The 12,892-nt window shown below is 61.3% G+C and carries 11 protein-coding genes; all 11 read left to right on the top strand.

From position 1 onward, the window contains the following. Positions 1 to 1,323: 3-isopropylmalate dehydratase large subunit (leuC, locus tag DBR18_RS20575; protein WP_108591721.1), on the top strand; the 1,323-nt coding region annotated here is incomplete at its 5' end. Positions 1,324 to 1,333: 10 nt separating this feature from the next. Further along, the gene (leuD, locus tag DBR18_RS20570; protein WP_007969234.1) at positions 1,334 to 1,978 is read left to right on the top strand and encodes a 3-isopropylmalate dehydratase small subunit; all 645 of its coding nucleotides are present in this window, start codon (positions 1,334 to 1,336) and stop codon (positions 1,976 to 1,978) included. A 120-nt stretch (positions 1,979 to 2,098) separates the two neighbouring features. Continuing rightward, on the top strand, positions 2,099 to 2,866 hold the full coding sequence (locus DBR18_RS20565) for a class I SAM-dependent methyltransferase (RefSeq protein ID WP_108591686.1): 768 nt from the start codon (positions 2,099 to 2,101) through the stop codon (positions 2,864 to 2,866). A gap of 54 nt (positions 2,867 to 2,920) precedes the next feature. Next, positions 2,921 to 4,003, top strand: coding sequence for a 3-isopropylmalate dehydrogenase (leuB, locus tag DBR18_RS20560; protein ID WP_108591685.1), 1,083 nt, complete (start codon positions 2,921 to 2,923; stop codon positions 4,001 to 4,003). A 66-nt stretch (positions 4,004 to 4,069) separates the two neighbouring features. Further along, on the top strand, positions 4,070 to 5,182 hold the full coding sequence (gene asd / locus DBR18_RS20555) for an aspartate-semialdehyde dehydrogenase (protein WP_003226428.1): 1,113 nt from the start codon (positions 4,070 to 4,072) through the stop codon (positions 5,180 to 5,182). Between the two features lie 272 nt (positions 5,183 to 5,454). Next, complete coding sequence (locus DBR18_RS20550) at positions 5,455 to 6,465, top strand: aspartate-semialdehyde dehydrogenase (protein WP_108591684.1); 1,011 nt, start codon at positions 5,455 to 5,457, stop codon at positions 6,463 to 6,465. A 209-nt stretch (positions 6,466 to 6,674) separates the two neighbouring features. Next, positions 6,675 to 9,302: a FimV/HubP family polar landmark protein gene (locus DBR18_RS20545; protein WP_108591683.1), complete on the top strand. Its 2,628-nt coding sequence runs from the start codon at positions 6,675 to 6,677 to the stop codon at positions 9,300 to 9,302. A 241-nt stretch (positions 9,303 to 9,543) separates the two neighbouring features. Further along, positions 9,544 to 10,368 (top strand): tRNA pseudouridine(38-40) synthase TruA, encoded by an 825-nt coding sequence (gene truA, locus DBR18_RS20540; protein ID WP_177482412.1) that lies wholly within the window; start codon positions 9,544 to 9,546, stop codon positions 10,366 to 10,368. 65 nt (positions 10,369 to 10,433) lie between these two features. Then, a complete protein-coding gene (locus DBR18_RS20535; protein WP_108591681.1) occupies positions 10,434 to 11,063 on the top strand; it encodes a phosphoribosylanthranilate isomerase in 630 nt (209 codons plus the stop codon). 326 nt (positions 11,064 to 11,389) lie between these two features. Then, on the top strand, positions 11,390 to 12,310 hold the full coding sequence (accD, locus tag DBR18_RS20530) for an acetyl-CoA carboxylase, carboxyltransferase subunit beta (RefSeq protein ID WP_041066058.1): 921 nt from the start codon (positions 11,390 to 11,392) through the stop codon (positions 12,308 to 12,310). Next, positions 12,307 to 12,892, top strand: a 586-nt coding sequence (locus tag DBR18_RS29595) for a Mur ligase family protein (protein ID WP_256588821.1), incomplete at its 3' end; no start/stop codon positions are given. The genes accD and DBR18_RS29595, both read left to right, overlap by 4 nt.

The following is a 12,892-nucleotide window of genomic DNA, read 5'->3' as shown; positions in this document are numbered from 1 at the left end:
ATCCACGAAGTGACCTCGCCGCAAGCCTTCGAAGGCCTGCGTCTGGCCGGGCGCAAGCCTTGGCGCATCGATGCCAACATCGCCACCCCGGACCACAACGTACCGACCACGCCGGAGCGCAAGGGCGGCATCGCCGCCATTGCCGACCAGGTCTCGCGTTTGCAGGTTCAGACCCTCGATGACAACTGTGATGAGTACGGCATTGTCGAGTTCAAGATGAACGACATCCGTCAGGGTATCGTCCATGTGATCAGCCCGGAGCAGGGCGCAACCTTGCCGGGCATGACTGTGGTCTGCGGCGACTCGCACACCTCGACCCACGGCGCTTTCGGTGCCTTGGCACACGGGATCGGCACTTCCGAAGTGGAGCACGTGCTCGCCACCCAGTGCCTGGTCGCCAAGAAAATGAAGAACATGCTGGTGCGCGTCGAAGGCCAGTTGCCGTTCGGCGTGACCGCCAAGGACATCGTCCTCGCGGTGATCGGCAAAATCGGCACCGCCGGCGGTAACGGCCACGCCATCGAATTCGCCGGCAGCGCGATTCGCGATCTGTCCGTCGAAGGCCGCATGACCATCTGCAACATGTCCATTGAAGCCGGCGCCCGTGTGGGGCTGGTGGCAGCGGACGAAAAGACCGTCGAGTACGTCAAGGGTCGTCCGTTCGCGCCGAAAGGCGCGCAGTGGGATCAAGCTGTTGAAGCCTGGAAAGATCTGGTCTCCGACGCTGATGCCAAGTTCGACACCGTAGTCGAGCTCGACGCTGCACAGATCAAGCCGCAAGTCAGTTGGGGCACTTCGCCGGAAATGGTCCTGGCCGTTGATCAGAACGTGCCGGATCCGGCCAAAGAGATGGATCTGGTCAAGCGCGACTCGATTGTCCGCGCCTTGAAATACATGGGTTTGAGCGCCAATCAGGCGATCACCGACATTCAACTCGATCGCGTGTTCATCGGCTCTTGCACCAACTCGCGCATCGAAGACTTGCGCGCTGCGGCCGTGATCGCCAAGGGCCGCAAAGTGGCCTCGACGATCAAGCAGGCCATCGTCGTGCCGGGCTCGGGTCTGGTGAAAGCGCAGGCGGAGGCCGAAGGTCTGGACAAGATCTTCCTCGAAGCCGGTTTCGAATGGCGTGAGCCGGGTTGCTCGATGTGCCTGGCGATGAACCCGGATCGTTTGGAGTCCGGCGAGCATTGCGCCTCGACGTCCAACCGCAACTTCGAAGGCCGTCAGGGTGCCGGTGGTCGTACCCACCTCGTGAGCCCGGCCATGGCCGCTGCGGCGGCGGTGAACGGTCGTTTCATCGACGTTCGTGAATTGATCTAAGGAGCGCAGCATGAAAGCTTTTACCCAGCACACTGGTCTTGTCGCGCCTCTGGATCGTGCCAACGTCGACACCGACCAGATCATCCCGAAGCAGTTCTTGAAATCAATCAAGCGCACCGGTTTCGGCCCGAACCTGTTCGACGAGTGGCGTTACCTGGATGTCGGCCAGCCGTATCAGGACAACTCCAAGCGCCCATTGAACAAAGAGTTCGTGCTCAACGCCGAGCGCTATCAAGGCGCCAGCGTATTGCTGGCCCGTGAGAACTTCGGTTGCGGCTCCAGCCGTGAACACGCGCCGTGGGCACTGGAAGAATACGGTTTCCGCAGCATCATCGCGCCGAGCTATGCCGACATCTTCTTCAACAACAGCTTCAAGAACGGCTTGTTGCCGATCATCCTGAGCGACGCTGAAGTCGATGAATTGTTCAAGCAGGTCGAGGCCGAACCGGGCTATCAATTGCAGATCGATCTGCACGAGCAGACCGTGACCAGTCCGAACGGCAAGGTGTACCGCTTCGAAATCGACGCGTTCCGCAAGCATTGCCTGCTCAATGGTCTGGACGACATCGGTCTGACCTTGCAGGACGGTGATGCGATTGCCGCGTTCGAGGCCAAGCATCGTGTGAGCCAGCCGTGGTTGTTCCGCGACGCGTAATGATTTGCGGCGACACGAAAAAGATCGCAGCCTTCGGCAGCTCCTACATAGGGCCGCGTAAACCTGTAGGAGCTGCCGCAGGCTGCGATCTTTTGATCTTGAAAATGAAAGGAAACTGCCATGACCAGCACCGCCCAGCACACTCAGGTTGTACAAAAGCAATTCGGTGAACAGGCTGCCGCCTACCTGAGCAGCGCCGTTCACGCTCAAGGCACCGAATTCGCGCTGCTGCAGGCTGAACTGGCCGGGCAGGGCGCGGCGCGGGTGCTGGACCTGGGCTGCGGCGCCGGTCATGTGAGTTTTCATGTGGCGCCGCTGGTAAAAGAAGTGGTGGCCTACGACCTGTCGCAGCAAATGCTCTATGTGGTCGCCGCTGCAGCGGTTGATCGCGGTTTTGCCAATATCTCTACGGTCAACGGCGCCGCCGAGCGTCTGCCGTTTGCCGATGGCGAATTCGATTTCGTGTTCAGCCGTTATTCGGCCCACCATTGGAGCGACCTCGGGGTGGCCCTGCGCGAAGTGCGTCGGGTGCTGAAACCGGGCGGTGTGGCGGCGTTCATCGACGTGTTGTCACCGGGCAGCCCATTGTTCGACACTTACCTGCAAAGCGTCGAGGTGCTGCGCGACACCAGCCATGTGCGCGATTATTCCGCCGGCGAGTGGTTGCGTCAGGTCAGCGAGGCCGGGCTGCATACCCGCAGCACCACCCGTCAGCGCCTGCGTCTGGAATACAGCAGTTGGGTCGAGCGCATGCGCACGCCCGACGTGATGCGCGCGGCGATCCGCCAGTTGCAGCAGTCGATGGGCAACGAAGTGCGCGAATATTTTGAGATTGATGCCGACGGCTCGTTCAGTACAGATGTGATTGTGCTGATGGCTGAGCGATAAGAATTTTTCCGGGCGCGCCCTGAGTGGCGCACCGATTGAAGACACGAGGAAAGCATGAGCAAGCAGATTCTGATTCTCCCAGGCGACGGTATTGGTCCGGAAATCATGGCCGAAGCGGTCAAGGTGCTGGAGTTGGCGAACGACAAGTACAGCCTGGGCTTCGAGCTGAGCCATGACGTGATCGGTGGCGCCGCCATCGACAAGCACGGCGTGCCGCTGGCCGACGAAACCCTCGAGCGTGCCCGTGCCGCCGACGCAGTATTGCTGGGCGCCGTGGGCGGCCCGAAATGGGACACCATCGAGCGTGACATCCGCCCTGAGCGCGGTCTGCTGAAGATCCGTGCGCAACTGGGCCTGTTCGGCAACCTGCGTCCGGCGATCCTCTACCCGCAACTGGCCGACGCTTCGAGCCTGAAACCGGAAATCGTGGCCGGTCTGGACATCCTGATCGTTCGTGAGCTGACCGGCGGCATCTACTTCGGCGCGCCACGCGGAACCCGTACCCTGGACAACGGTGAGCGTCAGTCCTACGACACCCTGCCGTACAGCGAGAGCGAGATCCGCCGCATCGCCCGCGTCGGTTTCGACATGGCAATGGTTCGCGGCAAGAAGCTGTGCTCGGTGGACAAGGCCAACGTGCTGGCGTCCAGCCAACTGTGGCGTGAAGTGGTCGAGCAGGTCGCCAAGGATTACCCTGAAGTCGAACTGAGCCACATGTACGTCGACAACGCCGCCATGCAACTGGTGCGCGCACCGAAGCAGTTCGACGTGATCGTCACCGACAACATGTTCGGCGACATCCTCTCCGACGAGGCGTCGATGCTCACCGGCTCCATCGGCATGCTGCCATCGGCCTCGCTGGATTCGAACAACAAGGGCATGTACGAGCCTTGCCACGGTTCGGCGCCGGACATCGCGGGCAAGGGCATTGCCAACCCGTTGGCGACCATTCTGTCGGTGTCGATGATGCTGCGTTACAGCTTCAATCTGCACGATGCGGCCGATGCCATCGAGAAAGCCGTCAGCGTGGTGCTGGATCAAGGTCTGCGTACCGGTGATATCCATTCGGCCGGTTTCACTAAAGTCGGAACGCAGGAAATGGGTGACGCAGTAGTCGCCGCGCTGCGGAATCTGTAATCTCTCGGGCCCGCTGCGAAATTCAATACAAAGCAGCGGCCCACTTTTCAAGAAGGTGTAGTTGCGATGAAACGTGTAGGTCTGATCGGTTGGCGCGGCATGGTCGGTTCCGTGCTCATGCAGCGGATGCTGGAAGAGCAGGATTTCGATCTTATCGAGCCGGTGTTTTTCACCACTTCCAATGTCGGTGGCCAAGGCCCGTCCGTGGGCAAGGACATTGCTCCGCTCAAGGACGCTTACAGCATTGAAGAGCTGAAAACCCTCGACGTGATCCTGACCTGCCAGGGCGGCGACTACACCAGCGAAGTGTTCCCGAAGCTGCGCGAGGCCGGCTGGCAGGGCTACTGGATCGACGCGGCTTCCAGCCTGCGCATGAACGATGACGCGGTCATCATTCTCGACCCGGTCAACCGCAAGGTCATCGACCAGCAACTGGACGCGGGCACCAAGAACTACATCGGCGGCAACTGCACCGTCAGCCTGATGCTGATGGGCCTGGGCGGTCTGTTCGAAGCCGGTCTGGTCGAGTGGATGAGCGCCATGACTTATCAGGCGGCCTCCGGTGCCGGCGCGCAGAACATGCGTGAACTGATCAAGCAGATGGGCGCGACTCACGCCGCTGTCGCCGATCAACTGGCCGACCCGGCCAGCGCGATCCTGGACATCGACCGTCGTGTGGCTGAAGCCATGCGCAGCGACGCGTACCCGACCGAGAACTTCGGCGTACCGCTGGCCGGCAGCCTGATCCCGTGGATCGACAAGGAACTGCCGAACGGCCAGAGCCGTGAAGAGTGGAAGGCCCAGGCCGAGACCAACAAGATCCTCGGCCGCTTCAAGAGCCCGATCCCGGTCGACGGCATCTGCGTGCGCATCGGCGCCATGCGTTGCCACAGCCAGGCGCTGACCATCAAGCTGAACAAAGACGTGCCGATTGCCGATATCGAAGGGCTGATCAGCCAGCACAACCCTTGGGTCAAGCTGGTGCCGAACAACCGCGACATCAGCATGCAGGAGCTGAGCCCGACCAAGGTGACCGGCACCCTGAACGTACCGGTGGGGCGTCTGCGCAAGCTGAACATGGGGTCGCAATTCGTCGGTGCCTTCACCGTCGGCGACCAGTTGCTGTGGGGCGCGGCCGAACCGCTGCGCCGCATGCTGCGGATCTTGCTGGAGCGTTGATCGCTTGATGCAATGAAAGAACCCGTGCCTTGTGAGAGGTGCGGGTTTTTTTATGCCTGAGGTTTCCCGGTGTCTGGTCTGGCCTCATCGCTGGCAAGCCAGCTCCCACAGGTTTCAGGTGTGTACAGACATCTGTGTCCCACACCGACCACTGTGGGAGCTGGCTTGCCAGCGATGAGGCCGGTACAGACGCCGCAAATCCCTTACAGAAATTGCCTGCATGCCAGTCACCCGGTAAAGTGCCGCTCCCCCGTTTCGCCAGAGGTAGAACCATGACCCAGACCCTAGATATTGCCGTAATCGGCGCCACCGGTACTGTCGGCGAAACCCTCGTACAGATTCTCGAAGAACGCGACTTCCCGGTTGGTAACCTGCACCTGCTGGCCAGTAGCGAATCCGCCGGCAGCTCGGTGCTGTTTCGCAACAAGAACGTGCGCGTGCGCGAAGTCGACGAGTTCGATTTCAGCAAGGTCAAACTGGTGTTCTTCGCCGCTGGCGCTGCCGTCTCCCTGAGCTACGCGGCGCGTGCTCACGCGGCCGGTTGCTCGCTGATTGACCTGTCTGGCGCCTTGCCAGCCGAGCAGGCGCCGCAAGTGGTGCCGGAAGCCAATGCCGAGGTGATCGCCGGTCTGAAAGCACCGTTCCAGGTCAGCAGCCCAAGCCCTTCGGCCACCGCACTGGCGGTAGTGCTGGCGCCGCTGCTTGAGCTGATCGAGCTGCAATACGTCAACGTCACCGCCAATCTGGCTGTGTCCGCCCAAGGTCGCGAGGCCGTGACCGAGCTGGCGCGGCAGACCGCCGAGCTTTTGAACATGCGTCCGCTGGAGCCGACTTTCTTCGACCGGCAGATGGCCTTCAACCTGCTGGCCCAGGTCGGCACACCCGACGCTCAAGGCCACACGTTGCTGGAAAAACGCCTGGTGCGCGAGTTGCGTCAGGTACTGAAGCAGCCTTTATTAAAGATTTCCGCCACTTGCGTTCAAGCCCCGGTGTTTTTTGGCGATAGCTATAGCGTGACCTTGCAGTCAGCGAGCGCGGTCGACCTGGCAAAAGTCAACGCGGCCCTTGAAGACGCACCGGGCATTGAGCTGGTCGAAGCCGGCGATTATCCGACAGCGGTGGGTGACGCGGTGGGGCAGGACGTTGTCTATGTCGGTCGGGTGCGCAACGGCGTTGACGACATGGCGGAACTTAATCTGTGGCTGACGTCAGATAACGTACGCAAAGGCGCGGCCCTCAATGCTGTGCAGGTCGCTGAATTGTTGATAAAAGACCTGCTGTAAAAGATACTTGGCAACAATTTGTCGACTGATTCTAGGTGAGCGCTATGCTTGCCCGGAGCACTCGATAACGTGTCACCCTCCGGGACTTTCCGGGGCATCAAAGAAATGATCGCGCGCGGCAGTCTGTCGTCGTCGCGCGCAATGCCTTACGGCAGCGGCAATCAATATCTTCTCGCTGGCCGAGGAACGTTCAAACAAAGGATGAGGCTATGGTTCAAGTTCGCAAACTGGTGTTAGCAATAGCGGCCGCCTCGGCGCTGTCCTCCGGTATGGCGCATGCCCTCGGGCTCGGGGAGCTGACCCTGAAGTCGACCCTGAACCAGCCGCTGGTGGCCGAGATCGAGTTGCTCGACGTCAAGGATCTCACCGCTGCCGAAGTGGTGCCGAGCCTGGCTTCACCCGAAGATTTCGCCAAGGCCGGCGTTGATCGCCAGGCCTTCCTCAATGACCTGACGTTCACCCCGGTGCTCAACGCCAACGGCAAAAGCGTGCTGCGCGTGACGTCGAGCAAGCCGCTGTCGGAACCGATGGTGAAATTTCTCGTGCAGGTGATGTGGCCCAATGGTCGTCTGCTGCGCGATTACAGCGTGCTGCTCGATCCGTCGAAGTTCTCGCCGCAGACCGCCGACGCCGCCGCGCAGCCGGCGCCGGCGCAGACCATCACCGCACCGACCACCGGCGCCACGCACCCGAATCAATACACCACCACGCCGCGCGACACCCTGTGGGAAATCGCCGCGAAAGCGCGTACTGGCGGCTCCGTGCAGCAAACCATGCTGGCGATTCAGGCCCTGAACCCGGATGCGTTCATTGACGGCAACATCAACCGGCTGAAAACCGGTCAGGTGCTGCGTCTGCCGGATTCGGTCGAAAGCACTGCGCTGCCGCAGTCCAAAGCCATTGCCGAAGTTGCGGCGCAGAACGAAGCCTGGCGTCAGGGCCGTCGTTATGTCGCCAAGCCAGGCAGCGGTCAGCAGCAGCTCGACGCGACCAAGCGCGGCCGCAGCAATGCCGGCAGCGGCCAGAATGCCAAAGACAACCTGAGCCTGGTCTCCGCCGAGAGCGCCAAGGCGCGTGGCAAAGGTCCGGCCGGCGATGCCAAGGCCTTGAGCAACAAGCTGGCGGTCACTCAGGAAAGCCTCGACACGACCCGTCGTGACAACGAGGAACTGAAAAGCCGCATGGCCGATCTGCAAAGTCAGCTGGACAAGCTGCAACGCCTGATCGAACTGAAGAACAACCAGTTGGCGAAGATGCAGGCCGAAGGGCCGGCCACCGCGCCAGCTGCCACTGCTGCCGTCCCGGCGATCACTGCTGAACTGGCCGCCACCCCGCCAGCCACTCCGCCAGAAGCGGCACCCACGCCAGAGTCGGCGATTGCCCCACCGGTCGATACGCCTGCCGAGACGCCCGTCGTCGCGCCGAAACCGGTTGTGGATGAAGACAAAACCTTCAATGAACTGCTGACCAATCCGATCCTGTTGGGTCTGATCGGTGGCGGTGCCGTGGTGCTGCTGCTTCTGCTGTTGCTGCTGGCCCGTCGCCGCAAAGCCCAGCAGGAAGCCGAGAAACACCTGCGCATGGCCCGAGCCCTGGCGGAAGAGCAAGCGTTCTCTGCCGAGCAGGATCTGCCGGAAAGCAGCTTCGAAGGCCTGGAAACCCCTGCTGCCAGCGTCAAGCTCAACACCCCGGCACCTGCGCCAGCGCCAGCTGCGGTTGTGGCGCCGGTGGTGATGGCCGAGCCGATTGCTGCGCCGCTGGTCGCGCCTGCTGCCGAGCGTTCCGACGACGTGCTGGACAAGGCTCAGTCGCACATCAACGCCGGTCGCCTGAATCAGGCTGCCGCGCTGCTGGAGGAGGGCGTCAGCCTCGAGCCGCAACGCATTGATCTGCGTCTGAAGCTGATGGAAGTCTACGGTCAGCAGGGCGACCGCGATGCATTCGTTGGTCAGGAGCGTCAACTGGTGGCCAACGGCGATAATTTCGCCAAGGTCGAAGAGCTGAAAAAACGCTTCCCGGCCATGGCGGTGGTGGCTGCTGCGGGTCTGGCTGCGGCGGCGGTCGCGGCCGAGCTGGACGCGCAATACGTCAAGGATTTGCTGCTCGACGAGCCTGAGGCGCCTGCTCCTGCGGCGGACGATCTGGACAGCGCGTTCGACCTGAGCCTGGACGATCTCGACAACATCACCCCGGTTGAACCTGCCCCTGTCGTCGCACCTGAAGCGCCGGTAGAGCTGGATGAATTCCCGGCCGACGACGATCTGAGCTTCGAATCGGTGCTGCAACAGCAGACCGAGATCAAAGACAATCTCGACGACCTCTCGGATTTCGACCTGGATCTTGACCTTGGTGCCGAGCCTGCGCCGGCCCCGGCGGCTGACCTGGCGGACGATGACTTCCTGCTGGATCTGGACGAGGGCGTGAAAGACCTGTCGCCGGTCGAGCCTGCAGTGGTGAACGAAGCGCCACAGGACGATCTGGAGCTGCCGGCGGATTTCGATCTGTCCCTGGCTGACGAAATGGACACCAACCCGGCCGAGCCGGACGCGTTCGCCGCCGAGCTGAATGACGTCAATGCCGAGCTGGACCGCCTGTCGCAGAGCATCGCCGAACCGACCTTCACCGAAGCCGATGCGGCCATGGGTGATGATCTGGGTGAAGACGATTTCGACTTCCTCGCCGGCACCGACGAAGCCGCCACCAAACTCGATCTGGCCCAGGCCTACATCGACATGGGCGACAACGATGGCGCGCGCGACATCCTCAACGAAGTGTTGACCGAGGGTGACGAGAAGCAGCGGGGCGAAGCCAAGGAAATGCTTTCGCATCTGGCTTGATTCGGCGGTAAACAAAACGGCAGCCCGTTGAGGCTGCCGTTTTTGTTTGTTTTTTTTAAAATCAAAAGATCGCAGCCTGCGGCAGCTCCTACATGAGATTGCGTTCCTCTGTAGGAGCTGCCGCAGGCTGCGATCTTTTGATCTCGAAACTGGCATCCCCGACTCACAGCCTTATAATGCCCGCCTTTGTACCTCAGCAGGCTGTCCCACCTTGGCAAACATAGATAACCCGGTCGCCGAAATGGCGCCTGAAGGCTTTTACCGCGTGGCACTGGGCGTCGAGTACAAAGGCTCGCGCTACAGCGGCTGGCAGCGTCAGTTGACGGGTGTCGCCACCGTGCAGGAAGAGCTTGAAAAAGCCTTGTCGAAAGTCGCCAATTCGCCGGTCTCCCTGCAATGCGCCGGTCGCACTGACGCCGGGGTGCATGCCTGCGGGCAGGTGGTGCATTTCGACACGCAGGTCGATCGTTCGCTGAAAGCCTGGGTCATGGGTGCCAACATCAATCTGCCCCACGACATCAGTGTCAGTTGGGCGCGGGTGATGCCGGCGCATTTTCATGCGCGCTTCAAGGCAATCGCCCGGCGTTATCGCTACGTGATCTATAACGATCAGATTCGTCCTGCCCATCTCAACGAAGAAATCACCTGGAACCACCGCCCGCTGGACGTCGAGCGCATGGCTGAAGCGGCGCAATACCTGATCGGCACCCACGACTTCAGTGCGTTTCGTGCCGGCCAGTGCCAGGCCAAGTCGCCGATCAAAAAGATGCACCACCTGCGCGTGACCCGTCACGGCAAGATGATCGTGCTCGATATCCGTGCCAATGCATTCCTGCACCACATGGTGCGCAACATTGCCGGCGTACTGATGACGATTGGCGCCGGCGAGCGCCCGGTGGAGTGGATGAAGGAAGTGCTGGAAAGCCGCGAACGCCGTTCCGGTGGTGTCACCGCGCATCCGTACGGGCTGTATCTGGTGCAGGTCGAGTATCACGACGAGTTTCCGTTGCCCGAGCGTTTCATCGGGCCACATTTCCTTACGGGTTTCTCGGGCCTTGACGGCTGACGCCCTCGGAAGCTTTTGTTACCATCCGGGACTTTCCCGGTGTTTACCCTGAGGTTTTTATCGACATGTCAGCCGTTCGCAGCAAGATTTGCGGGATTACCCGCTTAGAAGATGCGTTGGCAGCGGTCGAAGCCGGGGCCGATGCGATCGGTTTCGTTTTTTACGCCAAGAGCCCACGGGCAGTGAGCGTGCAGCAGGCGAGGGCGATCATCCGCGCGTTGCCGCCGTTCGTGACCACCGTTGGCCTGTTCGTCAACGCCAGCCGCTGCGAACTGGGGGAAATCCTCGATGCCGTGCCGCTGGATCTGTTGCAGTTTCACGGCGACGAAACCGCTGAACAGTGCGAAGGCTGGCACCGTCCGTACATCAAGGCGCTGCGGGTCAAGGCCGGCGACGACATCGCTGCTGCCGTCGATGCCTATCCGAGTGCCAGCGGCGTGCTGCTCGACACCTATGTCGAAGGCGTGCCTGGCGGAACCGGCGAGGCGTTCGACTGGTCATTGATACCGCAGCAGTTGAGCAAGCCGCTGATCCTGGCCGGTGGCCTGACGCCGGAAAACGTCGCCGACGCCGTGGCCCGGGTCAAACCGTACGCCGTCGATGTCAGTGGCGGGGTAGAGGCGAGCAAGGGCATCAAGGATCACGCAAAAATTCAAGCGTTCTTAAGAGCCATCAAGAACGCCGGGAGCCTGTAGGAGCTGACGAGTGCAACGAGGCTGCGATCTTTTGATCTTGCTTTTACAACATCAACACCAAAAGATCGCAGCCTGGTTGCGCACTCACTAGCTCCTGCAAGAGTATCGGGTCCGATATTGATGTGACGGCTGGCAGTCTGCCGCCGTCCATCAATGCACTTGCACAAAGCAGGCGAGGCTGAGGGTTTCTGGAGTTGCACGCAGGTCATGTTTCGCGCTGACCGCGGGGTTCCACCGACCATCGCCACACACATGAATTTAGCTGAAGGGCATACGCGGGGCTGCGAACCAGAGCGTTCGGGCCGCCGGTACTGGAGAAAGAAAGCATGAGCAACTGGTTAGTAGACAAACTGATCCCTTCGATCATGCGTTCGGAGGTCAAGAAGAGCTCGGTGCCTGAAGGTCTGTGGCACAAATGCCCGTCCTGCGAGGCTGTGCTGTATCGCCCTGAGCTGGAAAAGACCCTGGACGTTTGCCCAAAGTGCAACCACCACATGCGCATCGGCGCACGGGCACGTATCGACATCTTCCTGGATGCCGAAGGTCGCAACGAGCTGGGTGCAGACCTGGAGCCGGTTGACCGTCTGAAATTCCGCGACGGCAAGAAGTACAAGGACCGCCTGGTCGCTGCACAGAAGCAGACCGGCGAAAAAGATGCGCTGATCTCGGTCAGTGGCACCCTGCTGGGCATGCCGGTGGTGGTTTCGGCATTCGAATTCAACTTCATGGGCGGTTCCATGGGTGCCATCGTCGGTGAGCGCTTCGTTCGCGCCGCCAACTACGCCCTGGAAAACCGTTGCCCGATGATCTGCTTTGCCGCTTCCGGCGGTGCGCGCATGCAGGAAGCGCTGATCTCGCTGATGCAGATGGCCAAGACGTCGGCTGTGCTGGCACGACTGCGTGAAGAAGGCATTCCGTTCATCTCGGTGCTGACCGATCCGGTCTACGGCGGCGTTTCCGCCAGCCTGGCAATGCTCGGCGACGTGATCGTCGGTGAGCCGAAAGCCCTGATCGGCTTCGCCGGCCCGCGCGTGATCGAGCAGACCGTGCGGGAAAAACTGCCGGAAGGTTTCCAGCGCAGCGAATTCCTGCTGGAGCATGGCGCGATCGACCTGATCATTGATCGTCGTGAATTGCGTCCACGCCTGGGCAACCTGCTGGCACAACTGACCGGCCAGCCGACACCGACCTACGTCGCCGCTCCTGTCGAGCCAATCGTCGTTCCACCGGTGCCTGCCAACGTATGACCGAGCGTACCCTTGGCGAGTGGCTCGCCTACCTTGAACAGTTGCATCCATCGGCCATCGACATGGGGCTGGAGCGTTCGCAACAGGTAGCGTCCCGCATGGGACTGGGCCAGCCGGCGCCTCGGGTGATTACGGTCACCGGCACCAACGGCAAGGGTTCGACCTGCGCTTTCGTGGCATCATTGCTGCGGGCGCAGGGCCTGAGCGTGGGTGTCTACAATTCTCCGCACCTGCTGCGTTACAACGAGCGGGTGCAGCTCAATGGCGTCGAGGCCACTGATGCGCAACTGTGCGAAGCCTTCGCGGCGGTCGAGGCCGGGCGTGGCGACACGTCCCTGACTTACTTCGAAATGGGCACCCTGGCGGCGTTCTGGCTGTTTCAGCAGGCGAAACTTGACGCTGTGGTGCTGGAAGTCGGTCTGGGCGGGCGTCTGGACACGGTCAATGTGGTGGATGCCGACATCGCGCTGGTTACCAGCATTGGTGTCGATCATGCTGAATACCTGGGCAATACCCGCGAGTCCGTGGCTTTCGAAAAGGCCGGGATTTTCCGTCAGGGCAAGCCTGCCTTGTGCGGCGATC

It is taken from the genome of Pseudomonas sp. HMWF021 (assembly GCF_003061005.1).
Lineage (GTDB): Bacteria > Pseudomonadota > Gammaproteobacteria > Pseudomonadales > Pseudomonadaceae > Aquipseudomonas.
This window is presented reverse-complemented; position numbering and strand designations above follow the sequence as displayed.